19 protein-coding genes are annotated in these 23,369 nt (G+C 61.9%); 9 read left to right on the top strand and 10 right to left on the bottom strand.

Features of this window, described 5'->3' with window-relative positions; translation table 11 throughout:
* Window positions 1-32 precede the first annotated feature (32 nt).
* The 5 genes from DES45_RS21550 to DES45_RS21530 all read left to right on the top strand — a co-directional run bounded on the left by DES45_RS21550 (window position 33) and on the right by DES45_RS21530 (window position 7,255).
* Window positions 33-1,121, top strand: coding sequence for an ABC transporter substrate-binding protein (locus DES45_RS21550; protein WP_114772477.1), 1,089 nt, complete (start codon window positions 33-35; stop codon window positions 1,119-1,121).
* 63 nt (window positions 1,122-1,184) lie between these two features.
* The gene (locus tag DES45_RS21545; protein ID WP_114772475.1) at window positions 1,185-2,345 is read left to right on the top strand and encodes an ABC transporter ATP-binding protein; all 1,161 of its coding nucleotides are present in this window, start codon (window positions 1,185-1,187) and stop codon (window positions 2,343-2,345) included.
* Entirely contained in the window at window positions 2,342-4,078 is a 1,737-nt protein-coding gene (locus DES45_RS21540; protein ID WP_114772473.1) for an ABC transporter permease, read from the top strand. Before DES45_RS21545 ends, DES45_RS21540 begins: the two co-directional genes overlap by 4 nt.
* A 42-nt stretch (window positions 4,079-4,120) precedes the next feature.
* Window positions 4,121-5,575 carry a phenylacetate--CoA ligase family protein gene (locus DES45_RS21535; RefSeq protein WP_114772471.1) on the top strand — a complete coding sequence of 485 codons (1,455 nt, stop codon included), beginning with the start codon at window positions 4,121-4,123 and terminating at the stop codon, window positions 5,573-5,575.
* Between the two features lie 453 nt (window positions 5,576-6,028).
* Window positions 6,029-7,255: a helix-turn-helix transcriptional regulator gene (locus DES45_RS21530; protein WP_210272069.1), complete on the top strand. Its 1,227-nt coding sequence runs from the start codon at window positions 6,029-6,031 to the stop codon at window positions 7,253-7,255.
* A gap of 88 nt (window positions 7,256-7,343) precedes the next feature.
* Here the strand turns inward: DES45_RS21530 and DES45_RS21525 are convergent, their stop codons facing one another.
* The 3 genes from DES45_RS21525 to DES45_RS21515 are packed head-to-tail and all read right to left on the bottom strand — an operon-like array spanning window position 7,344 to window position 10,025.
* Window positions 7,344-8,144 carry an SDR family oxidoreductase gene (locus tag DES45_RS21525; protein WP_114772467.1) on the bottom strand — a complete coding sequence of 267 codons (801 nt, stop codon included), beginning with the start codon at window positions 8,142-8,144 and terminating at the stop codon, window positions 7,344-7,346.
* 13 nt (window positions 8,145-8,157) lie between these two features.
* Window positions 8,158-8,937 carry an enoyl-CoA hydratase family protein gene (locus tag DES45_RS21520; protein ID WP_114772465.1) on the bottom strand — a complete coding sequence of 260 codons (780 nt, stop codon included), beginning with the start codon at window positions 8,935-8,937 and terminating at the stop codon, window positions 8,158-8,160.
* Between the two features lie 11 nt (window positions 8,938-8,948).
* Window positions 8,949-10,025 (bottom strand): NAD(P)H-dependent flavin oxidoreductase, encoded by a 1,077-nt coding sequence (locus DES45_RS21515; protein ID WP_114772463.1) that lies wholly within the window; start codon window positions 10,023-10,025, stop codon window positions 8,949-8,951.
* Between the two features lie 423 nt (window positions 10,026-10,448).
* Between DES45_RS21515 and DES45_RS21510 the strand changes: the two genes are divergently transcribed.
* Window positions 10,449-11,387 carry an SDR family NAD(P)-dependent oxidoreductase gene (locus DES45_RS21510; protein ID WP_114772461.1) on the top strand — a complete coding sequence of 313 codons (939 nt, stop codon included), beginning with the start codon at window positions 10,449-10,451 and terminating at the stop codon, window positions 11,385-11,387.
* Window positions 11,388-11,442: 55 nt separating this feature from the next.
* Window positions 11,443-12,228, top strand: coding sequence for a TetR/AcrR family transcriptional regulator (locus tag DES45_RS21505; protein WP_245571829.1), 786 nt, complete (start codon window positions 11,443-11,445; stop codon window positions 12,226-12,228).
* 51 nt (window positions 12,229-12,279) lie between these two features.
* On the opposite strand, the gene DES45_RS21500 is transcribed toward DES45_RS21505, so the two are convergent.
* The 7 genes from DES45_RS21500 to DES45_RS21470 all read right to left on the bottom strand — a co-directional run bounded on the left by DES45_RS21500 (window position 12,280) and on the right by DES45_RS21470 (window position 20,837).
* Window positions 12,280-13,485 carry an acetyl-CoA C-acyltransferase gene (locus DES45_RS21500; RefSeq protein WP_114772457.1) on the bottom strand — a complete coding sequence of 402 codons (1,206 nt, stop codon included), beginning with the start codon at window positions 13,483-13,485 and terminating at the stop codon, window positions 12,280-12,282.
* A 198-nt stretch (window positions 13,486-13,683) separates the two neighbouring features.
* Window positions 13,684-14,754, bottom strand: coding sequence for a phosphotransferase family protein (locus DES45_RS21495; protein WP_114772455.1), 1,071 nt, complete (start codon window positions 14,752-14,754; stop codon window positions 13,684-13,686).
* 12 nt (window positions 14,755-14,766) lie between these two features.
* Window positions 14,767-15,975, bottom strand: a complete 1,209-nt coding sequence (locus DES45_RS21490) for an acyl-CoA dehydrogenase family protein (protein WP_114772453.1) — start codon at window positions 15,973-15,975, stop codon at window positions 14,767-14,769.
* Between the two features lie 21 nt (window positions 15,976-15,996).
* Complete coding sequence (locus tag DES45_RS21485) at window positions 15,997-16,794, bottom strand: CoA-transferase subunit beta (RefSeq protein WP_114772451.1); 798 nt, start codon at window positions 16,792-16,794, stop codon at window positions 15,997-15,999.
* A gap of 12 nt (window positions 16,795-16,806) precedes the next feature.
* Window positions 16,807-17,712 (bottom strand): CoA transferase subunit A, encoded by a 906-nt coding sequence (locus tag DES45_RS21480; RefSeq protein ID WP_245571828.1) that lies wholly within the window; start codon window positions 17,710-17,712, stop codon window positions 16,807-16,809.
* 24 nt (window positions 17,713-17,736) lie between these two features.
* On the bottom strand, window positions 17,737-19,830 hold the full coding sequence (locus DES45_RS21475) for a 3-hydroxyacyl-CoA dehydrogenase NAD-binding domain-containing protein (RefSeq protein ID WP_114772449.1): 2,094 nt from the start codon (window positions 19,828-19,830) through the stop codon (window positions 17,737-17,739).
* A gap of 2 nt (window positions 19,831-19,832) precedes the next feature.
* Window positions 19,833-20,837: an NADPH:quinone oxidoreductase family protein gene (locus DES45_RS21470; RefSeq protein WP_114772447.1), complete on the bottom strand. Its 1,005-nt coding sequence runs from the start codon at window positions 20,835-20,837 to the stop codon at window positions 19,833-19,835.
* 292 nt (window positions 20,838-21,129) lie between these two features.
* Between DES45_RS21470 and DES45_RS21465 the strand changes: the two genes are divergently transcribed.
* On the top strand, window positions 21,130-22,479 hold the full coding sequence (locus DES45_RS21465; protein WP_170151588.1) for an FAD-dependent oxidoreductase: 1,350 nt from the start codon (window positions 21,130-21,132) through the stop codon (window positions 22,477-22,479).
* Between the two features lie 119 nt (window positions 22,480-22,598).
* Window positions 22,599-23,354, top strand: coding sequence for an SDR family NAD(P)-dependent oxidoreductase (locus tag DES45_RS21460; RefSeq protein ID WP_114772443.1), 756 nt, complete (start codon window positions 22,599-22,601; stop codon window positions 23,352-23,354).
* Window positions 23,355-23,369 lie beyond the last annotated feature (15 nt).

Raw genomic sequence — 23,369 nt, 5'->3', positions numbered from 1 at the left:
GTCCCACGATCGGCTCGCACTGGGAGGAATTCATGGCTCGACGACTCTGCGCGCTATTTGCAACTGTATTAACAGCATGCCTGATCGGGCCGGTCTCAGCCCAACCGGCACCAGCGACTTTCGAATCCGTTCTCGAGGCGGCGAAGAAGGAGAACGGCCTTGTCGTCCGCCTCAGCAGCCCAGGTCGCCCTCAGGCGATCGCGGCGCTCACGGAAGCGTTCAACAAGCGCTTCGGCTTGTCGGTGAAGCCGGATTGGGCGCCGGCCAATGCGCCGGCCACCAATACCCGAGTGATCACCGAGGCAGCGAGCGGACGCGGCTCGATCGACATCATTGGCTTGGGAAGCGCCGAGGACGTGTCGAGCATGGTCTCGCGCAATCTAGTCGTCGCCTATCCCTGGACGGAGGTCTTCGGGAAGCAGCTTCCCGCCATTCAGCGCGCCGTCGATGCCGTCCTTCCCGAGTTGAAAGGACAGGCGCTCCCGGTGCTCGATGCGGTCTATGGTCTCGCCTGGAATCCGGCACTCATCGACGAGGCCAGCCTGCCTAAGACGACCGCGGACCTTCTCGATCCGAAATGGCAGGGCAAGATGGCGATCAATTCGGCCTTCCTGAATCCGCTGCCCTCGATGGCCTATTTGATCGGTCCGCAGGCGATGCAGGACTACGCCTCGAAGCTCCTGCGCAACAAACCTGTTCTCGAACAGGGAACGCCGGCCGTAAGCCGCGCCATTTCGGTCGGACAGGTACCTTTCGGCATAACAACATATCATGCTGCGCAGAGAACCATGCAGAACGGCGAGCCGCAGAAATTCCGTCTGCTCGACGATTACGTCTTTGTGTTCGAAGGTTATGCCTATGTGCCTGAGAATGCGCCGAACAAGAACACCGCGCGGCTTTTCCTGGCATGGCTCACGACGGAGGGCATCGCGGTCGCCAACCAGCATGAAGCGCTTCCGCTCATCAGCAATCCCGAATCCGACATCGCCAAGCTGATTGGGGCTCACGTCGCCCGCACCAAGGCCAAGATGGCGACACCAACCTCCCTAGAGCAGATCAAGTCCACGGAAGTGCTCCGGCAGACGATCTCAAAGATGATCTCAGGCCAGATCGCCAACTGAGGGTTTCCCGCTTGATCCTGATCTGTCACGTCGGCCGAAGAGCGTTACCCGAGAAAGAGGATTATGCTGAAGGTTAGCCATCTGGAAAGAACCTACCCGGCTCAGCCGGGTGGTGTAGCCGTTCAAGCATTGAAATCCGTATCCTTGTCGGTCGAGCAGGGGGACATCTTCTCCCTGCTCGGCCCCAGCGGATGCGGCAAGACGACGATGCTGCAATGCATCGCTGGCCTCGAGACCCCCGACGCCGGGCGCATCGTGATCGGGTCGCAGACTGTCTATTCCCGCGACGAGCGCACCCAGGTCTCCGCCAGCGAGCGCGGGCTCGGCATGGTGTTTCAATCCTACGCGATCTGGCCGCACATGAGCGTGGCCGAGAATGTAGCCTTTCCCTTGCTCCAACGCGGGCGCAATCCCGGCCGCGAGCAGATCGCCCAGCGCGTGAACGACGCCCTCGCGATGGTGGAGCTTGCCGGCTACGGCAACCGCTCGGCGACGCAGCTGTCCGGCGGGCAGCAGCAACGCGTCGCCCTCGCCCGCGCGCTCATCCACAAGCCGCGTCTTCTTCTGCTCGACGAGCCGCTGAGCAACCTGGACGCCAAGCTGCGCGACACCATGCGCACCGAATTGCGCCAGCTCATCAAATCGATCGGCATCACGGCCGTATTCGTGACGCATGACCAAGTCGAGGCCATGGGCATCTCCGACAAGGTCGCTCTCATGTGCGCCGGAAAGGTTGTCCAGGTTGGCACGTCGAGGGACATCTATCTCAATCCGCATACTGCCTTCGCCGCAGACTTCATGGGCAGCAGCAATCTCATCCCGTGCGTGATCTCGGACATGGGCGGCGAGCGGGCCATCGCGACGACGCCGTTCGGACAGATCCGCGCCCGGGCGGCTGCAGGGTTGCGGAGCGGGGACGAGGCCATCCTCGTAATCAGGCCGAATGCGCCGATTGTCGATGCACGACCGGCAAATGCGCAGGACGATGCGGCTCAGGTCACGGGGAATGTCGCTTCGGTCGCTTTCCTGGGAGAAAAGATCGAAGTGCAGGTTCGCTTGCCTAGAGGCTGTAACCTCGTCACCATGATGAACACCTTCGACGCACCGGCTGAAGGTCAGGAGATCCGTCTCACCCTGCCCGCCGAGCGCTGCATCATTGTGCACAGAGACAATGCAGCTGTCTCCACGGCAGGCGATGTCAAACTCGCAGAGGTGGCGGCATGATGGCGGACGTTTCGGCCGACCAGCCCTCCGGAACGGCCCGTTGGGCTTTCCTCGGCAGTCCCCGACTGATCAAGATCGCCCTGCTCACCGTCGTCGCGACCCTTGTTCTCGGCCCCGTGATCGTCCTGCTTCGCGCGAGCCTCGCACCGCCTGACGTACTTCCCTTCGAAACCTCCATCTTCACCCTCGACAACTTTCGACAGATCTTCGCTGGCAACGATACGGTCAATCTCCTGACGACGACGATTGCCTATGCTGCTGGAAGCGTGCTGCTCGGGGTCGGAGCCGCTGCTCTCGTCGCATGGCTGACGGAGCGCACGGACATGCCTGGCGCAACCGCTATCCGTATCTTCCTGTTCTCCTGGATGGCCGTCCCGCCGCTCGTGATCGGTTTCGGCTGGGTTTTGCTGATCAATCCCGGCAACGGAGCCCTCAATGTGTTCGCGCGCTCGGCCTTCGGCCTCACGAGCCCGCCTTTCACGATCTATTCGTTCTGGTCGCTTATCATCATCACGGCGTTCAGCGTGCTTCCCACCGCGTACGTTATGCTCGGCGGCCTCTTCTCCAACATGGATCCTCAACTTGAAAGCGCCGGGCAGGTCCATGGCGGCCGGTCCTTCACCGTGATGCGGCGGATCACGCTGCCGCTGCTGATCCCCGGCATCTTGTCGGTCAGCATCTTCATGGTGATGATCGTCGTCCAGGCCTTCGAGATCCCATTCGTCGTCGGTCTGTCCGCGCAGATTCGGGTGCTCAGCACGCGCGTCTATCTTCTCGCCTCGCCCACCACCGGCATCCCGAATTACGGTCTCTCCTCAGCCTTCGGCGTGTGCCTGCTCGGCCTTGCTTGCCTTCTCATGGGGGTTTATTTCCGCTGCGTCGGCACGGGAGAGAAGTATCGCGTCGTCACCGGAAAGGCCTTCCGCCCGCGGCGCCAGAAACTGGGTGTTTGGCGCGTTCCTGTGACATGCCTGGTCTTCGCGCTGTTCGGAATCATGGTCCTGCCCGTGCTGATGATCCTCTGGACCAGCTTCATGGCCTCCTATCAGGTACCGAGCCTCTCAGCTCTTGCGACACTCTCCCTCGACAATTACAGCCGTGCTCTCGCCTCTCCCTTCGCGCGGCAGGCCATCTTCAATACGCTGATCCTCGTGCTCGCGAGCGCAACGATCGTCATGCTCCTCGGATCGCTCATCGCCTGGTTCTCGGTGCGAGATCGAGGGCCAGCCGTCCGGATCCTCGACATCCTTGCCTTCGCGCCGACGGCCATCCCTCCGGTCGTCATGGTGATTGCGATTCTGCTCGTGTACATTCGTACACCGGTCTACGGCACGATCTGGATCCTCGTTCTCTCCAGCGTCACGGTCCAACTCGCTTTCGCCACGCGCACCATGACGAGCGCTCTGACCCAACTTCACAAGGAGCTCGGCGATGCCGCCACCGTCTGCGGCGCAGGCTGGTGGACATCGTTCCGGCGCATTACGCTGCCTCTCCTGCGTGTGCAGTTCATGAGCGGATGGCTCTTCGTGGCGGCGCATACCTCCCGCGACCTAACGATTCCGCTCGTTCTCATGACGAGCAGCAATGTGGTTCTCGCTTCCGCAATCTGGATGATGTGGGACTTCCCCGATCTTCCAGGCGCAGCGGCCATGGCCGTTCTTCTCGTTATCGGGCTCCTGGCGGTCGTTCTGCCGGTGCAGATTCTGGCGAACCGCGGCCGAAGGGACGCCTGATCTCCGTAATCATCCCAAGAAAGGCCATTGGTGGATAACAAGATGATGTCCGGCAGCATTCCCTATTACTGGCAATCCGTCGACTGGAACGCATTCATGGCGGATTATCCGCCACCACCCCATTACGGCACGAGCCACGGGATTCTCTCGTCTGATGCCTTGCGTGCACTCCAGGAACGTCGGTTCTTGGAACGGGTCAGGGAGGCATGGGCGATCCCGTTTTACCGGAAGCACTGGGCGGCCAGCGGCCTCGAACCGGGCGACGTTACATCCCTCGACCATATCGAACGCATCCCGACCTTCAACAGCGACGATCTGCGCACAGCCATTGCCGAGGCGCCGCCTTTCGGAAACCATCACCCGTTCGGGCGGGAAGGCTTCGGGCAGATGCCACTGAAGCTCCAGACGAGCAGCGGAACGACGGGACTGCCGCGGACGACGCTGTTCGATCCAATCGCCTGGGAGGTGCAGGCGGTCCAGATGGCGCGAGCCTTCTACCAGCAGGGTGCTCGGCCCGGCGACATCGTGCAGATCACCTATACGAACTCCCTGGCCAATGCCGCCTGGAACGCGTCCACCGCGCTTCATCATTGGCTCGCCTGCGTGCCCGTGACCTGTGGGTCGGGCGTTGTCACCTCCACCGAACGCCAGCTCGAGTACGCCAAGGCCTGGGGCGTCAACGGCTGGTTCACGCGCGGCGAATATCTCGGGCGCCTTGCGGAAGTCGCCGCAGCCACGAATTTCGATCTGCATTCTCTCAAGACCAAGTACCTTCACTCCTATCTCGGTCCCGATATCGATGGACACCTCCGCAAGGCCCTGCAGGAGGCCTGGGGGGCACCGGTCTACGACAACTACGGCACACATGAGATCGGACTGATCGCCTTCGAGTGTCAGGCCCAAGACGGCAAGCATATCAGCGAGGATACGATCTTTGTGGAAACGGTCGATGTGGATAGCGGCGCCTCGCTTCCTCTCGGAAGCCGGGGAAGTTTCGTCGCAACGAGCCTTCACCGCTCCGTACCGCCTTTCATCCGCTACGATCTGAGGGATGTGCTTGTCATCTCTGAACGGTCGGAGTGCCGATGCGGCCTGTGCACGCGCAAAATGTCGACATTTCTTGGCCGAGCGGACGAGATGGTGAAGCTGCGCGGAACGAACGTGTTCCCCCTCGCCTGCCAGAATGCGATCACGAAGGATCCCAGGACCACGGGCGATTTCCTCTGCGTGGCCTATTACGAGGGCGAAGGCCTGGGCCGGCACGAGGAGATGATTGTGCGCGTCGAGCGTCGCTCGCCCGATGTGGACGCAGGCAGCCTCAAAGCCGATCTGGAGCGCGCCCTTCACAAAGACTTGGGTGTTCGCGTGCTTGTCGCCATCGCGGAGAGCGGCGAGTTGGCGGAATACACGCGGATGGGACGGGAGGGCAAGGTGCGCCGCCTCCTCGATCTGCGCCAAAGCGGGACGAAGCCCGACCTCCGTCCGCTCTCCACATGACAGTGCGCCCCGGATCCACTGCTGATCCGGGGCATATTCAGGGATGGCGATGATGGCGTCGGGAGCTGCGTCGCCTCCACTCCCTCCTGTCCCTGCTCCGGCCTCGCCCGAGCGGGCTTTTAGCGTCGCGAAAGAGCAGGCACCGCATTTTCGTCCCGGTCGTTCGAAAGTGAAGAGACGCGTCGTTACCTTGCCTGAGAACCAATTTTGCTGATGCGGCGGCCGTTTTTGCGGTAACGCGCCATCGCACGAACCGCTTCTCCCTCTGCCATATCGCGGACAACGTTCTGCAGATTGTGGAATTTTCGACTTACGCGTCAAATCTATTGACGGCATGTCAAAATTGTAACAGCATCGTCAAATTCGCCGAGGCCCTACGGTGAGGAAGCGATGCCCACGGCTGCTCACGGATCTTTCCCACCTCAATCCGCGGATGTCATTTCGCATGCTGCGATGGACGAGGGATCCAGCCAGCCCGGATGTCGATCACCGTCGCATGAGCAGCAACTGGGGTCCCGAGAATACAAGCCGCCCGAACAAGAGGCCGCAGGACCGACAGCAAAGAAAACAGTCAAGGAGGAAGCCGAAGTGACCTTTCATTCAAGATCGATCATCGCGTTCGGGCAGTTCTGCAACAGGGTTTTCGACAACGTGCTCAGCGGGGCGCCGATGGGGAAGTCGCTTGAGCTGATCCGTGAGCAGTTCGGCGCCAGCGCGGTCGTCCTCACCGCAGAGAACCGCGACAAACCCAACGACGGGAATTCCTACATCGCCATGGCCCGCAGCGGCGCCGGCTCTGAGGTCATGGGCGGGACGGGCTTCATCGTGATGACGGGCTCGACCCGCAGCCGCGAAGTGTCGGAGCTTCTTGAGAACCGCCACTGCACGAGCGCCACGGATTTCGGCGTCGAGGGAAACACCTGCTACAAGCTCACGATCGCCCGTCCTCTCGCGCATGCGCCGTTCGATCAAGAAGAGAAATCCGTCTGCGAAATTCTCGTGGCGCATCTTGCCCGTGGGCTCGAAATGGCGTCGCGCATGGGCGCGACGGAAATAGAGCGGACACTCTACTCGGACGTCGTCGACCGTCTCTGCGTAGGCATCATTATTCTGGATCGCGCTGGCAAGGTCGTGCGCACCTCCTCAACAGCGGATGACATCCTGACCGAAGGATCCAGCTTGCGTGTGAAGGGAGGACGTCTGTACGCGCGATGCTCGAACGAGGACCGGGCACTCCAGTCGGCGATCAAGATGGCTTTGCAGGACGGCGGAAATGCCGGAGCATCCGACGTGCGCGGGCTGTCGCTGACGAAACAATCCGGATCGAAAAATCTCGGTCTCATCGTTCGCCCGATCACCGCTGGGTCCCACAGAGGACTTTCGGCCCAGTCCGCTGCGGTCGTCTACCTGCGCGATTCGGAGGCGGTTCCGGCGATTGAAGGCGACCTCGTGCGGCAACTCTTCGATCTTACGCCGGCGGAGGCCGCCGTTGCCCGGCGCCTGACGGTTGGCCTGTCGCTCGACGAAGCAGCGAACTCGCTTGAAATCAGCCGGAATACTGCCCGCGCCCATTTACGTTCGATCTTCTCGAAGAGCGGTATCACCCGCCAGACCGAGCTGGTGCGGCTCGTTCTCAACAGCGTCGTTCTCCTGGGGGAGCGTCCGCGCCAAGCAGTCTGATCGCGCGGGTGGAGACACCATAAGGAAAACCGGGCACTCAGGGGCCCGGCTTTCCTCATATCGCCCACCGCAACGGGCCGGATGCTGCTCAGCCCCGCTGGCTGGACACGGAAACAACCTCACCGACCATGTACCCGGCATAGTCGCTGGCGAGGAACATCATCACGTTGGCGATCTCCCAGACTTCGGCCGTGCGACCGAAGGCCTCTGCGCTGGCCAGCTTGTCGAGCGTCTCCTGCGGAGCGGCCCTCCTCAGGAAGTCGTGCATAGCGATGGAGGGAGACACAGCGTTGATGCGAATGCCGTATTCTGCTGCTTCCAAGGCGCTGCAGCGGGTCAGCGCCATCACGCCAGCCTTCGCCGCAGCATAGTGGGATTGCTCCTTCTGCGCTCGCCATCCGAGAACCGATGCATTGTTCACGATAGCACCCTTGCGGCGAGGCATCATCTTCTTGAGGGTCGCGCGGACCATGCGCATGGTGCCCGTGAGGGTTACGTCGAGAACGAGGTTCCACTCCTGATCCGTCATCTCGACCAACGGCTTCGATCCGCCGAGACCGGCATTGTTGATGAGAACGTCGATCCCCTCGAGCGTGTCGTCGGCAGCGTTGACGAGGCCCTGGACTTGGTCCTCGTCGGTCACGTTGCAGAGACGCCCATATACGGCGGCCGTGGAGCCCAGGCCCTTCAGGCGCTCCATGGCCTCCGCGAGGCGGCGTTCGTGGATGTCGGAGATCATGATCGAGCGGCACCCTTCCTCGACCGCCCGGCGCGCAGCCGCAAAACCAATTCCCGCCCCTGCGGCGGCGGTAATGAGAACGGAGCGGCCTGCGAGAAGGCCGTGACCTTCCACATAGGTCGGAGTGGCAGCGGAGCTGGAAGAGTTCATGGACAGGCGATCCCTATTGCGACGAAGTCTGCGACGCGCCGCTGAACTTGGCGGCGCGCTTGTCCGTGAAGGCGTCCCGCGCCTCCTGTGAATCCGCCGTGAGGTAGGCCTGAGCGGTGAAGCCCTGCTCCCAGCGATATTTGTGTTCGAGATCGCCATCCTCGATCCCGTTCAGTGCCTCTTTCGCAAGGCGGATCATGATATGGCTCTTGGCAGCGATGGTCGTGGCGAGAGCAAGAGCTTCAGCACGCAGCTCTTCCTTTGCTACGATCTTCTCGACGGCGCCCAGGCGATAGGCTTCGGCCGCATCGATGGGTTCGCCGGTGAAATACATCTGCCGAACTTTTTGCACGGGAAAGAGGCGTTGCAGGTGAGCTCCAGCACCGAGAGCGCCGCGGTCGACCTCCGGAACCGAGAACGTCGCGCAGGGCGAGCAGAGGATGATGTCGGCTGAGCCGCATATTCCGATCCCGCCGCCGATGATATAGCCATGTGCAGCGACAATGACGGGCTTTTTGCCGCGATGGATCGCGCGAAATGTCTCCCAATTTCCCCCATTCACCTGAGAAACCCGCTCTGGATGCTTCTGCAGCTCCTTGATGTCCACCCCCGCGCAGAAACCCCGGCCCTCCGCGCGGATGATAAGGACTCTGACCTCTGGATCGGCGTTCAGCGCGTCGATGGTTCGTGCCAGCGATATCCACCCGACGCTGTCGAGAGCGTTCACGGGCGGACTTTCGATTACTACCTCTGCAATTCCGGCTTCGATCTTGGTCCAGAATGGTTCGGCCATCGCTATCTCCGTCAGTGAGCTGCTGGGGTCAATGCGCGCAAGCTGTTCAATCGGGCTTCCGCCTCGTCCACAACTCTTCGGATCAGGTCGTCACAGCTTTCGAGCCTTTCGATCACAGCGGCGGCCTGCCCGCTCGGCAGCAGCCCTTCCTTGGCATTCCCATACACCATGCTCCGCTGCACGAGAGTCGGCAGGTTCACTGCCATCACAGTTTGCGCGAAAGTGCTGTCGTTGCGCGAGAGAATCTTGAGGCCGAGACGCGCCATCGCGAGCACTCCAAGGCCCGCCTGCCGGCTGAAGCGCCGCACGTAATTGGCACTCATCGCCAGGCGCGCCAGGATGTTCATCTCCTCCAGATGGCGAAGCTCCTCGTTCTCGATAAAGCGCTGCGGCAGGCCATCGACCGCCGTCGAAACACGTATCTTTGCAGGATCGTCGGTTGCCACGTAACGCTCGAGAGTTGTCGGGGGAACCGGAGAATCCGTCGTCATGAGAAAGCGGGTTCCCATAGCAATTCCGACCGCCCCATAAGCCAAGGCTGCGGCGAGGCCCCGACCGTCGAAGAAACCACCGGCAGCTACGACCGGGACGGAGACTGCATCGAGAACCTGCGGCAGCAGAATGGACGTGGGAATGGCTCCCGTGTGCCCTCCGCCCTCTCCTCCCTGCACCGTCACGATGTCAGCCCCCAGCTCGACCGCCTTGACCGCGTGCTTGACCGCGCCGACGGTGGGCATGCAGATGACGCCCGCATCCTTCAGCCGGCGTATCGTCTTCGCATCCGGCCCGCGACCATAACTGACGGCGCGAACCTTGTGCTTGATCACGGCGGCAATCAGCTCCTCCGCGTTCGGTTGAAACATGTGGAAGTTCACGCCGAACGGGCGATCTGTCTTCGCCTTGATGTCCATGATATGCTGTTCGACGGTTCCCGGCTCGGCCGTGGCGCCCGCGAAGAAACCAAATCCTCCCGCATTACAGGTCGCTGCCGTGAGCTTGGCATCTGCGACCCATCCCATGGCGGTCTGAACGATCGGGTAGCGGCAGCCGAGACGGTCGCACAGGACAGTATGCAGAGCGCCGGACATTCACGAACCTCTCCCAATGCCTGGAGGCCGACCAAGCAACGGCCATGGCAACCCGATCTGAATGCGATGCCCGACCCGACTGAGCATCGTCTGAATGAACTACCATCCTGACTTGCGGCGGATCGGTGCCGGAAATTCGGCCATATCGTCCGAATGAAGGATGAAGGCCCCCTTGCGGAGGCGTCCAATCGAGCCCGTCTCAACAGCAGGCACGGACCCACATGCCTTGTCGACGATCCGGTGGAAATGCGGCTCGCATTGCAGGGGCAGTCTCGGGGACCGGAGAAACGCCGCTGCGGCCTGCGGCCAGGGATGGAGGTCCGACGGCTTGATGACATGGCTCCAGTCCCTCGAAGGCTAAGTCATGGCCGGGAACTACGGTACGACCCTGGGTCCCCGTCATGGGGCATAGAAGGAGGCTTCATGAGCGCGCTGTCGGGGAAATCGGTTGTGGTCACGGGAGCGGGCTCGGGCCTCGGCGCTGCCTATGCGCACCATGCCGCATCCCTCGGTGCGAACATCGTTGTCAATGACATCGATGTCGGCAGAGCGGAGCAAACGGCGGCGGCGATCCGGCAGGCGGGCGGATCGGCATTGGCTCATGCGGGGGATGTCGCACGCTGGGAGACCGCGCAAGCTCTCGTCGATCGCTGCACCGCCGAATTCGGGACCCTGTCCGGCTTCGTCGCCAATGCGGGGGTCCTGTACCATGGGCGGATCTTGGACTGGAATGAGCGTGATCTCCGGCAAATGTTCGAGGTCAATCTCCTGGGAACGGCAGCCTGTGCCAGCGCGGCCGCGAAAGCCATGCTCGCGCAGGGTACCGGCGGTTCCATCGTGACCGTGACCTCAGGATCGCAAGCCGGAACCACCGCCCTAGGTGGATATGGCGCCACGAAAGCGGCTGTTGCGGCGCTGACCTACAGCTGGGCCATGGAGTTGGCTGGCACGGGGGTGCGCATCAATGCTATCTCTCCCCTCGCTGAGACAGCGATGGCGGCCCAGCACAAGGCCCATCTCGCAGTCCGGCCGCCCGACCACGAGATCCCATCCGACATCCTGCCGTCCCCCCAAGTGAGCGCGCCGGTGATCAGCTACCTGCTATCCGACCAGGCCCGCGGTATTCACGGCCAGGTCGTTCGCATCGCGGGCCGACAGCTGTCGTTTGTCAGCCACCCCACGATAGCCGATCCCGTCCTGGAGGGAGAGTGGACCTTCGACGCCGTCATCGACGCGTTCGAGCGGTATTTGCGCCACAGGCAGCACAAACTTGGCCTGTCCTATGCCGGCCCGTCAGAGTCTGGTCGATCCAAGCAGGAGGGGTTCGGAACCGGCCCGCACCCCTTACGTGGCCAATCATGATGCTATAATGGGACACTCGGCAGGGTGTCCCCGAGACCTGATGAAGGAACCTACCTTGAGCAATACGACACGTGAGGCGAGAAACCCGGGAGATTCGGCAGCGATCGCCACTCAGGAAAAGACCTCGAAATGGTCCGCCGCTCTGCGGGCCAAGGAGTCGAAGCTTGCGACCAACCCCCGTAAGGAGCTCGTGCGCGAGCAGCTCATCGATATCGCGGCCGAACTCTTCGACAAGAAGGGTTACGTCCAGACCAGCATCAACGATATCGCGAAGGCTCTCGGCTTGGGACGTTCCGCAGTCTATCATTACTTCCGCAACAAGGAGGAGATTCTTGCGGCCCTTGTGGAGGCGGAGGCGCTGACGCCGTCCCACCTATTGCAGGAACTGATTGAGGAAGCCGGCCTTTCGGCCACGGAAAGGCTGCGCCGCGCCGTCGTCGACGGGATCGTCCGGCGGCTCTCCTCCGGGGCCCGCTTCATTCTTCTCTCCCGCCTGGAGACACAGATTCCGGAGGAGCTCGGCCCGCTCTATAACCTCGGGCGCCGCCACATCTACGATTTCTATGTCCGCTGCATCTCCGAAGGCATCGCCAATGGCGAGTTCCGGGAGGTCGACCCCAAGATTGCCGCCTTTGCCGTCATCGGCATGGCCAATTGGACGTCGCGCTGGTACTCGCCGTACGGCCGGAAGACGCCGGCGGAAATTGCGAGCATCATTGCCGATCTCGCGCTCCAAGGACTGAAGGCGTCGCACAATCAGTCCGGCGATTCCGAGGAAATCCGACGGACTATCGACGGCCTCAGGCAGCAGATCGACGCCCTGGAGAACCTGCTGAAATAGCGTCGCCGAGCCGCTGAACCCGGCTTCTGCAGCCCTGGGGAAGCCAGGTTTCTATGGCAGGATTTCGAACAGGCCCGCAGCCCCCATCCCGCCACCGACGCACATCGTCACGACACCGTATTTAACGCCGCGGCGACGACCTTCGATGAGAAGATGGCCCGTCATGCGAGCCCCCGTCATACCAAAGGGATGACCGATCGCTATAGCGCCGCCATTCACGTTGACCTTGTCTGGATCGATGCCGAGGCGATCGCGGCAATACACCGCCTGACTCGCAAAGGCTTCGTTCAGCTCCCACAGGCCGATATCATCGATCGTCAGGCCATGCTGCGCCAGGAGCTTCGGCACGACCAGGGCCGGTCCGATTCCCATTTCCTCGGGCGGACACCCCGCGACTGCCATGCCGCGATAGATGCCTAGCGGCTGAAGGCCCCGGGACGCGGCGTGCCGCGCCTCCATGAGCACGAGGGCTGCTGCGCCGTCGGACAACTGGGACGCGTTGCCCGCTGTCACGAACTCACCCTTCCCGATTGTCTCGCCATCGGAGAAAACCGGGTTCAACTTTGCAAGCCCTTCAAGGCTCGTGTCCGCACGATAGCCTTCGTCCTCGGCCAGCGTTACGGTCTCGTAGCGTGCTTCGCCGGTGACCTTGTCAACGATCACCTTGCGCGAGGGAATCGGCACGATCTCGTCGCTGAAGCGGCCAGCCTTATAGGCTGCCGCCGTGCGCAACTGACTGGCAAGCGAGAACTCGTCCTGCACATCGCGGCTTATACCGTATTTGCGCGCGACGATCTCGGCTGTCTCGATCATGGTCATATACATGTGGGGCCAATGGGCGACCACCGTCTCCGACCGGGCACGATAGGTGTTCTTATGTTTGTTCTGCGTGAGGCTGATGGATTCGACGCCACCTGCGACGACGGTGTCCATCCCGTCGACCATGATCTGCTTCGCCGCGGTGGCGACGGCCATGAGACCCGAAGAGCACATGCGGTCGATCGTCACGCCTGGAACAGAATCCGGCAGACCGGCGGCGGCCGCCGTAAGTCGGCCGATATTGTAGCCCTGCGTCCCCTGCTGGGCGGCACAGCCTAGCACTACATCCTCGACCTCATCCGGCGCAATGCCGGCGCGGGCGACGGCTTCGCGCACCACATGCCCGGATAGGGCTGGCGCCTCCGTGTCATTGAAGGCTCCTCGGAAAGCCTTGCCAATGGAGGTGCGAGCGACGGAAACGATGACTGCTTCGCGCAAGAGAGTTCTCCTGATAGCTACAACCTGTCGGCTTGCCATGTACGCCTTGCGTAGATTTCGAACGCCGTCGCGGCATCGTCTGAAGGGACTAACGGCCGATCCGATGCTGCCGAGGTTCTCCACTTCCGATGCCGCGTGCTAAAACGCCTCCCGCTCCTTCGCCATGCGATGCATCGCTGCGGCATCGGCGGAACCGTGTCATGCACGCATGGCCCTTTCGGCATATCGCCATCCCAGTTCGGCAACGGTGCCTGCGAGCGCGCCCGCCTCGCGGGCATGAGCGTTCGACGCGGTGCCGTCAACGACGCGCTTCATGATGCCCTGGCGGATTGCCGCAACCCGGAACAGGCTGAAAGCGAGATAGGCATACCATTGGCGATCCGAAACGTTCGCTTGTCCCGTCGTCGAAAGATAGAGATCGCGGTAGGTGCGCTCATCCGGTATTCCGAGTGACATGAGATCGAGGCCTGACAATCCCCGGAAGAGCTTGGGCGAGAAATGCCACGTCAGCATGTGATACGCAAAATCGGCTATAGGATCGCCCAGCGTCGATAATTCCCAATCGAGAACGGCAACGATCCTCGCCGCACGGGCATCAAAGATGAGATTGTCGATGCGGAAATCCCCGTGCAGGAGTGCGTGCCGGGACTCAGGGGGAATGTTATCTGGGAGCCATTCGATCAATCGGTCCATCGCCGAGATGGATATGGTCTCAGAGGCGCGATACTGCGTCGTCCAACGTGCGACTTGGCGCGCGATGTAGTTCATCGGCCTGCCGAAGGTCTCAAGGCCCCTTGCCGTATAATCCACCGTGTGAAGACGTGCGACGACGCGGTTCATCTCAAGATAAATCGCCTTCCTTTCCTCCGGAGAAAGCTCCGGAAGCGCCGGTTCCCAGAAGGAGCGCCCTTCCACATAGTCCATCACATAGAACATCGCCCCCACGATGCTTTCGTCCTCGCACAGGAGATGCACACGCGCGACTGGAACGCCGCTTTCTGCGAGGGCGCTGACGACACGGTGCTCCCGGTCCACCGCGTGGGCCGAGGCGAGAAGCTTGCCATCCGGCTTCTTGCGCAGGACGAGCCGCGTCCCGCCCGAGAAGGTCAGGAGAAGTGTCGGGTTCGATTGCCCGCCTCGGAAGCGCTCGATCGTCATATCGCCCGAACATTGAGGCAGATGCTCCCGCAGATAGCGTCGCAGACGCTCCGGATCGATCTGGCTCTGCGGCGGCAGCGGTTCGGTCCCAGCGAAGCGGTTTGCGTCCATGGCATCTACCGCCTAAAGCCGGTCGGCATACTTGGCGAGTTCGATCCGGCCGATCTGATTGCGATGAACCTCGTCCGGCCCATCGGCGAATCGGATCTTGCGCGCATGCGCGTAATAGTTTGCCAGAACGAAATCCTGCGACAAGCCAGCGGCGCCATGGGCCTGGATCGCCCAATCGATGACCCTACAGGCCATGTTGGGCGCGGCGACCTTGATCATGGCGATCTCGGCCTTGGCTTCCTTGTTGCCGACCGTATCCATCATGTAGGCCGCCTTGAGGGTCAGAAGGCGAGCCTGATCGATGAGAATGCGTGATTCGGCGATGCGCTCGAGCGTGACCGACTGCTCCGCGATCGGGCGGCCAAAAGCGACACGGCCCTTGACGCGCCGGCACATCAATTCCAGGCAGCGCTCTGCGAGGCCCACGAGCCGCATGCAATGATGAATGCGTCCTGGTCCGAGACGGCCCTGGGCGATCTCAAATCCGCGCCCTTCGCCCAGAAGGATATTCTCGACAGGAACACGTACATCCTCGAAGGTGATCTCCATGTGCCCGTGCGGAGCATCGTCATAGCCGAAGACGTGCATGGGACGGACTACCGTTACCCCCGGCGTCTTCAGCGGAACGAGGATCATGGATTGCTGCAGGTGCTTCGGCGCGTCTGGATTGGTCTTTCCCATGAAGATCAGGAGCTCGCAGCGCGCATCGCCAACTCCGGAGATCCACCACTTATGGCCATTGATCACATAATGGTCTCCGTCCCGACGGATGGAGCTACGGATATTGGTCGCATCGCTCGAGGCGACATCCGGCTCCGTCATGGCGAAGGCAGAGCGGATCTCTCCGGCGAGAAGAGGCGGCAGCCATCGTGCCTTCTGCTCCGGTGTCCCGTAGCGCTCCAAGGTTTCGATATTCCCTGTGTCGGGAGCTGAACAATTGAAGACCTGAGAGGAGAATTGGACACGCCCCATCATCTCGCAGAGGGGCGCGTATTCCACGTTGCTGAGCCTGGCACCGTGATGGGAATCCGGCAGGAACAGGTTCCATAGGCCAGCGGCCTTCGCCTTTGCCTTCAGCTCCTCCAGGACCGGCGGGTGACCCCACCGGTTCGCCTCGACCTCCTCGTGATAGCGGCGCTCATTCGGATAGATGTATGCATCCATGAAGGCGCCGAGCCTTCCGAGCAACTCGGTCGTTCGGGCACTGTATGTGAAGTCCATCGCTGCAAGCTGCCTCTGTTGCTATGCCGCCTTCTGGCCCGGCGGGTTACCCTTGATGACGGAGGCGCGAATTTGACTGGGATCGAGGTGGCGAATGATCGCGAGTTGTTCCTCGCTCGGCGCCGCACTCACATGCATGTTCGGCCCCCGGAGAAGCGGAAAGCCCGTCTGCGCCTGTACCTCCTCGAAGGTTACGCCTGGATGAAGCGAGAGAACCTGCGCCGCATGGTTGGGCCCGTTGTAGTCGAAAACGCAGAGGTTCGTGACGACGATGCCGATATCCACCGGCTTGCGGTTGGCGTTCAGTGGCCAGCGCGAGGGATTGTGGCCAACGCTGGCGACGACATCAACTTCAGCTTCCGGGAACGTCCGTTTGCTGTGGTTGGGCAGGAACATGGAGTTCTTGTGACAAACGCTGTTCCCGGGAAATCCTCGGACGCCAAGCATCTGCACTTTCGGTTTCCGGAAATCTCCGAGCGCGGAAATGTTCGCCTGCGCGAACCGGTCAACCTGCACCGGCGTCACCATGGCATGTCGCCTGCCGCTCCACACGCTGTCAAAGATCCGGCTGTAGGGCATCCAGCCTGAAGGCATCAACGGGTGATCGCCGCGCGGGCCCAGCGGAATCGGCTCCTCGACGGTATAAGCTTCGCCATCCGTTAGCATGAGGCCGGGAGCGAAGGTCAGTTTCGCGAGGCCAGCCGCAATGCGCGGCAGGGGACCAATCCCGGTTGCCAGCATTTCGCCGTCACCCCGCCAGGCTTCCGCTGCAGCGACGATCACCAGTTCTGCGAGTGAAAAATCGGTAGCGTTGGTCATATCGTGTCCTGATCAGAAAGCGGGAATGGGAAGGGCGCTTACGTGAGCACGACCGCCAACGCGATCGAAGTAACTCTCCTCGCCCCCAGCGATATATTCGTCGAAGTAGCGCTTCCATCCACCTTCTTCGGTGGCCGATGCGCCGTAGGTTTTCAGATGGGCCATGTCCCATCCATAGCTGTCGTGCGACGTCGTGGGATGTGCACCGAGCGGAGCAGACACCACCCCAGTGACCAAGGCCCGTTCGAACAGGTTGTTCTTGGCAAGGTGGGGATGGGAGATGTCGATCCGATCGACGACCTCCTCGGCTGTTACGAAGACCCGATCGGCGGCCCTGGCAAACAGGGTATCGAAATACGGATCGGGACCATCGGTCTGGGTGTTGCCGAGCCGGTCGGAGCGGCTGACATGGATCAACGCCGCGTCGAGGCAGATAGCCTTCATCGCCAGCAGTTCCTCGCCATCCTCATAGGGCGAGCGAACCGTTTTCAGGCAAGGATTGTAGGTCATCACATCGGAACCGAGCCCGACGCGGGTCGGCAGAAAGGGCAATCGCTGGCCGGCCGCCTGGAGTCCCAGAAGAAGCAGGCCTTCATCGAGTTCAGCCACCTCAACCGCACCGGCCTCGCGGGCCTTGCGGAAATAGGGCTCGATTGGGATCGCATCGAGAGAAACGAAGCCATAGACAAGCTTGTGAACCTTCCCGGCAGCACACAGCATCCCGATCTCGGGGCCACCATAGGCAACGACGGTGAGGTCCTTCAAATCGGATCGCAGGATCTCCCGAATGAGGGCCATCGGCTTACGGCGCGGTCCCCATCCTCCCACTCCGATTGTCATCCCATCCCGCAACTGCGCGACAACCGATTTGGCATCCATTTCCTTGTTCATTGGCTTGAAATCCGTCTTCCCGTTCATCGAAATCGTGATCGTCGCGGCTCTTCAGCCGTAGAAACCCTTCCGTTCCGCTGCGAGCCGTTCAATAAGCGGTGCAGGCTGGAAGTATTCCCGCCCGACGAGGGCGCTGTAGCGATCGAGTGCTTCCTTGATCGTCCGGATCCCAATCTGGTCCGCATGGAACATCGGCCCGCCGAGATAGGGCGGGAATCCGAACCCACTGGTCCAGATCACGTCGATATCGCCAGGCCTAGCAGCCGCACCTTCCTCGAGGATCTTCGCCGCCTCATTGATCATCGCGTAAAGGCAGCGCTCTAGAATCTCATCATCGGAGATCTCGCGCGGGGCGATGCCTCTGTCGCGGCGATGAGCCTCAAGAATCTCATCGGTTCCCGGATCTGGCGACGCCATGCGTTTCTCGTCGTAGCGGTAGTAGCCGGCTCCCGTCTTCTGTCCGAGCCGGCCCGCAGCGACGAGCCGGTCGACGATGTTGCAGCTCTTTTCGCGATCGCTCATCCTGGGACGGCGGGCCGCGCGTGCGGCCGCCATGATGTCCATGCCGGCGAGATCGGCGAGTGCGAACGGGCCGATAGGAAACCCGAAACCGCTCAAGACTCGGTCGATCTGAGCTGGGGACGCACCCTCCTCGAGGAGAAACTGCGCCTCGCGCGTGCGCTTGGAAAGCATGCGATTGGCCACGAAACCTTCCGATCGTCCCACCATGACGGGCGTCTTGCCGAGCCTGCGCGCAAGTGCGGTGATCGTCGCAAGAACATCGGGAGCGGAATGCGAGGCGCGGACATTCTCCACGAGCTTCATCACATGAGCTGGATTGAAGAAGTGCATGCCGGCCACGTTCCAAGGCCTGCGGCTCGCGCTCGCGAGTTCCTCGATGTCGAGAAAAGAGGTGTTGGTGACAATGATGGCGTCATCGCGAAGGGCAGCATCCAGCTTGCGGAAAACCTCTGCCTTGACGTCATGCTGTTCCGTGACCGCCTCGACCGCGAGATCCACATCCGCAAGGTCGTCATAGAATTGCGTCAGCGTGAGCCGGCTTAGGCGGCTTTCCATCTCCTCCGCTGATAGGGATCCACGCTTCAGCGCGCTTTCATAGATCCTCGCAATCGCACCCTTTGCCTTGCCGAGGCTTTCGTCCGACCGCCCGATTAGCACCACGGAAAGTCCGGCGTCGAGGTAGCACGCGGCAATCCCCCGGCCCATCGTGCCCGGCCCCACGACCGCGACCTTGCGAATGTCGCGTGGCGCCGCGTCGGCGGAGAGCCCGTCGATTTTCAATGCTTCGCGCTCTGCCGCGAATAGATGGCGCAGGGCCTTCGATTGAGGCGATCCGAGCAGCTCTCTACAAGTTTCGTACTCGCGTTCACTGGCTTCAGCGAAAGGTATCGCCACAGCCATCTCAACAAGATCGACGGCCTTTTGTGGCGCGACATAGCCGCGAAACCTCTTTCGCAAAGAGGCTCGAGCAGCCCCGAACAGAGCCGGGTCGAACGAAGGAATCGGCAACTCGCTTGCGCGGCGGATGCCGCCCCCCGCATCAATGATCCGGCGCGCGAATCCAAGTGCGCCATCCGTGAGATCGCTTTCGACGATCGCATCGACTAGGCCGTTGTGGGCGGCCTCCGCGGCACCGATGTGCTTTCCTTCGCTGATCATGGTGAGGGCGGTCTCCACGCCGATCAGACGAGGCAGCCGGAGGCTTCCACCAGCGCCGGGCAGGATCCCGAGCTTGACCTCTGGCAGGCCAAAGCGGGCCGACGCTACGGCGACACGGTAGCTGCAGGCAAGAGCCACTTCAAGGCCGCCTCCGAGGGCCGTTCCATGGATCGCTGCGACGATCGGCTTCGTGCAGGCGTCAAGGCGAGCGATCACCTCACCAAGGAGAGGCTCGCGCATTGGCTTTCCGAACTCGCGGATATCTGCTCCCGCGAAGAACGTTTTACCGTCGCAGACCAGGATCAGTGCTCGCACAGCATCGCTGCTTTCGAGGGCGGAGATGGCGTCGCGAAGCCCGGCGCGCACGGAGTGCGACAGGGCATTGACCGGCGGGTTGTCAACCGTCGCCACCATGATGTCACCATGCGTGACAAGCGATACCACCTGGGTGAGAAGCTCGGTCATGACTAAACATTGCCCTTACGAGTACGACGGTCGGCGGTCGTGAGAACGATTTTGCCCTGCACGCCCCTTTCCATCACGAGATCGAGAGCCTCGCTGAACCGGTCGATTGGATAAGACGCGAAGATGTGCGGCTTGAGCTTTCCCTCCACGAACCACCGGAGAAGCTCCGCGATGTTGGCGGCATTCTTGGCAGGAGCAGCGCGGGCGTGGGCTCCCCAGAAAACGCCGATCAGGGAGCTCTGCTTGAGGAGGAGAAGATTGAGCGGGACTTTCGGAATATCGCCTGCTGCGAATCCAACGACGAGATGACGTCCGAACAAAGCCAGACTGCGCAGGGCCGTTTCCGTCATGGATCCGCCGACCGGGTCGTAAATCACGTCCACACCGCGGCCGCCGGTGATATCCTTGATCCGCTGGCGCAGATCATCGCTGGAATAATTGATCGTTTCGTCCGCCCCGTAGGTCCCGCAGAGAGCGAGTTTCTCGTCGCTGGAAGCGGCGGCGATTACGCGCGCTCCCATGCACTTTCCGAGTTCGACTGCCGTCAATCCGACACCGCCTGCGGCACCCAGAACGAGAAGGGTCTCCCCGGGCGTGATCTGAGCCCGGTCCTTGAGCGCGTGATGAGACGTCCCGTAGGTAATCAGGAATCCCGCAGCCTCGACGAAACTCATTTCATCCGGAATGGGAAATACCTGAGACGCGGGAACGACGGCCTGCTCCGCATAGCCTCCGAATCCGGCAAATCCGAGAACGCGCATACCCGGGACGATCGCGGTCACGCCTTCACCGACGGCCACTACCACGCCGGCCACTTCGCCGCCGGGAGAGAAGGGACGATCCGGCCGGGTCTGATATTTGCCTTCAACGACCAGCCCGTCGAAGAAGTTCACCCCACAGGCTTCGACCGCGATCAGCACGTCGTTTTTACGCGGAACCGGTGCCGCGACATCCTCAAGCCGCAGTTCGGCGCGTGGCCCGAATTCCCTGCAAAGAACTGCTCTCATCGCGAAAGGCCGCTCCCTCTTCCCAGGCGCTATGAACCGGCTCTGATAATCCTAGGAATTGCCCCACATGGCCGCTGCCAACATCGTCCAATGGGACTAACGAAGCGAACGCCCGAACTTCTCCGTGCCCAATCCCGTCGGAAACTGTCCAGCAGCTGCATCGAGGCTCAGCCGGTTCTGCCGCCTGGGAAACCCGGCGAAGTAGTCGCACCCCTCATACGGACGATGTCAGGGCGTCCGCCGCACCGCATGATGTTCCCGGGGAGGGCGAAGAATGGACAACTCAAGGGACATGACGACCGATGTCGTGATCATCGGTTCGGGAGCAGCCGGAATGATCGCAGCGGTTGAAGCCGCCGATGCTGGCTCCTCGGTGCTGGTGCTGGAATCGGAGGAGCAGACGGGCGGTAGCACCAGATTGTCCGGCGCCTATGTAACCTTGTGTGAAACGGCTCTCGAACCCGGCAGCCGCGAAGAGCTCTACGAAGATTTGATCCACTCTCATCATGATGATTGCCAGGAAGACCTCACGCGGCTTTATGTCAATGAGGCGCCCGGCACGTTCCTACGCCTCGAGCAACTAGGCATTCGGTTCGTCCGGACCTTCCGCTTCGCACATATGAGCAGGCCATGGGCGCACGAGCTTTCCGGCGACGAAATGGCGGGCGGCGCCGAGATCGTCACCAAACTTGAGGGAGCCGCACGCGAGAGGGGCGTTCGCATCGAAACCGGTGCGCGTGCGCGCCGGATCCTTATGGAAGGATCCCGCGTCGGCGGGGTCGAGTACGAGAGCGCTTCCGGTATAAGGCGCATTCGTGCCGCCGCCGGAGTCGTGATCGCCACAGGTGGTTTCACGCGCAGCCCCGAGCTGATCCGAAACTTTGGCCGTCCGGGGTCAGAAGGCATTCTCCCTCTTACCGGTCAGGGTTCGCGCGGCGATGGGCTGCTCATGGGCATAGGGCTTGGCGCGGGCATTTCGTACATGACCTTGGGCGTCGCACCGACCGCTCCCTCCGATCCGGAGACGGGCAAGGGAGCGATGGTTCTCTATGCCGGCGCAATCGCGCTGAACCGCAACGGCCAGCGCTTCTGCCGCGAGAGCGATCTCTACATCGACACATGCTGGGCGCTGCTGTCACAGCCGGGAGCCGTCTGTGCGCAGGTCTACGACAGCCGGATGAAAGCCGATTACTCCGGCACCATGATGGGCAAGGTCTTGACAGGCTTTCGTGAGTTGGAGGCGCCGACGATCGAGGGACTGGCGCAGACGCTGGCAGCGGAAGGGTTCGACACCGAAGGAGTTCGCGCCGGCATCGAGCGATACAATGCTCAGCTTGCCGGCGGCGGGGACTTGGACTTCGGCAGAACCCACACCGTGGGAGATGCGGGCGCACTGCTGCCGATCTCCGAGGCTCCATTTTACGCCGTCATTTGCCGGGCAGGCACCACGCACTTCAATGGCGGATTAACCGTCGACACCAGCATGAACGTACGAAACGTGTTTGGCGAGCCGATACAGGGGCTCTACGCCGCAGGCGAGGTGACCGGCGGCTTTCACGGCGCCGGCTACATGTCCGGGACGTTTGTCGGCATGGCGCTGATCTTCGGTCGGGTGGCCGGACGATGCGCTTCCCGCCGCTGACGTGGGATCGGCAAGGAAGGCGGCAATGGGTGGTAGGTCCGCCAATTAATCCATCTGGACGAGGCGCAAGTCCGTCGATGCATGATGAAACGAATTGACAGAACGGACGGGACAAACGCTTGGGCAGGCTCACAGGAAAAGCGGCTTTCATAACGGGCGCGGCATCCGGAATCGGCAAGGCCGCGGCGCTCCTGTTCGCGCAGGAAGGTGCCAGGCTCTGCCTGCTCGATATTGCGACGGAGGCGGGAGGGGCGCTCGCAGACGAGATCGCGGCCGGCGGCGGCGACGCACTCTTTCTTGAGACCGACATCACATCAGAGCAATCCGTCTCGTCCTCTTTCGAGCGCGGCTTGGCCACGCTCGGTGAAGTCGACGTTCTGCTTAACTGCGCGGGAGGTTCGTCAGGCAAGGACGGCAGCATCGTCGATGCGCCAATCGAGGAACTCTGGCGCGTGATGCAGCTCGATCTCCTTGGGACGATACTGACCTGCCGCGCCGCGATTCCTGCAATGAGGGCGGCTGGCGGGGGGTCGATCGTCAACATGTCGTCCACGGTGACTGTGGCGACGGTGCCGGGCATCGATTTCTACACGGCGGTCAAAGGAGGGGTCTCGGCACTGACCCGAACACTGGCAGTTCAGCACGCACCATCACGCATCCGCGTCAATGCGTTGGCTCCGGGCGTTACGATGACCGAGAGGGTTCTCGCGATTTCCGGCGGCGACGTCTCGCGTTTTCCACTGGCGTCCAAGCAAGTGCTCGGGCCGGCAAAGCCCCACGAGGTCGCTGCGGCAGCGCTGTTTCTGGCCTCTGACGACGCAGCAATGGTCACGGGCGTGGTTTTGCCCGTCGACGGCGGCGCGTCGGCATGGTGATGCGACAAGAGGAGA

Source organism: Microvirga subterranea (assembly GCF_003350535.1).
Taxonomy (GTDB): domain Bacteria; phylum Pseudomonadota; class Alphaproteobacteria; order Rhizobiales; family Beijerinckiaceae; genus Microvirga; species Microvirga subterranea.
Note: the sequence above shows the minus strand (reverse complement) of the source record. Positions and strands in the feature narration are given on the sequence as shown.

Coding starts and splice junctions, on each gene's coding strand:
- DES45_RS21550 (WP_114772477.1), top strand. CDS start 33: ATGGCTCGACGACTCTGCGCGCTATTTGCAACTGTATTAACAGCATGC.
- DES45_RS21545 (WP_114772475.1), top strand. CDS start 1,185: ATGCTGAAGGTTAGCCATCTGGAAAGAACCTACCCGGCTCAGCCGGGT.
- DES45_RS21540 (WP_114772473.1), top strand. CDS start 2,342: ATGATGGCGGACGTTTCGGCCGACCAGCCCTCCGGAACGGCCCGTTGG.
- DES45_RS21535 (WP_114772471.1), top strand. CDS start 4,121: ATGATGTCCGGCAGCATTCCCTATTACTGGCAATCCGTCGACTGGAAC.
- DES45_RS21530 (WP_210272069.1), top strand. CDS start 6,029: ATGGACGAGGGATCCAGCCAGCCCGGATGTCGATCACCGTCGCATGAG.
- DES45_RS21525 (WP_114772467.1), bottom strand. CDS start 8,144: ATGAACTCTTCCAGCTCCGCTGCCACTCCGACCTATGTGGAAGGTCAC.
- DES45_RS21520 (WP_114772465.1), bottom strand. CDS start 8,937: ATGGCCGAACCATTCTGGACCAAGATCGAAGCCGGAATTGCAGAGGTA.
- DES45_RS21515 (WP_114772463.1), bottom strand. CDS start 10,025: ATGTCCGGCGCTCTGCATACTGTCCTGTGCGACCGTCTCGGCTGCCGC.
- DES45_RS21510 (WP_114772461.1), top strand. CDS start 10,449: ATGAGCGCGCTGTCGGGGAAATCGGTTGTGGTCACGGGAGCGGGCTCG.
- DES45_RS21495 (WP_114772455.1), bottom strand. CDS start 14,754: ATGGACGCAAACCGCTTCGCTGGGACCGAACCGCTGCCGCCGCAGAGC.
- DES45_RS21490 (WP_114772453.1), bottom strand. CDS start 15,975: ATGGACTTCACATACAGTGCCCGAACGACCGAGTTGCTCGGAAGGCTC.
- DES45_RS21485 (WP_114772451.1), bottom strand. CDS start 16,794: ATGACCAACGCTACCGATTTTTCACTCGCAGAACTGGTGATCGTCGCT.
- DES45_RS21480 (WP_245571828.1), bottom strand. CDS start 17,712: ATGAACGGGAAGACGGATTTCAAGCCAATGAACAAGGAAATGGATGCC.
- DES45_RS21475 (WP_114772449.1), bottom strand. CDS start 19,830: ATGACCGAGCTTCTCACCCAGGTGGTATCGCTTGTCACGCATGGTGAC.
- DES45_RS21470 (WP_114772447.1), bottom strand. CDS start 20,837: ATGAGAGCAGTTCTTTGCAGGGAATTCGGGCCACGCGCCGAACTGCGG.
- DES45_RS21465 (WP_170151588.1), top strand. CDS start 21,130: ATGACGACCGATGTCGTGATCATCGGTTCGGGAGCAGCCGGAATGATC.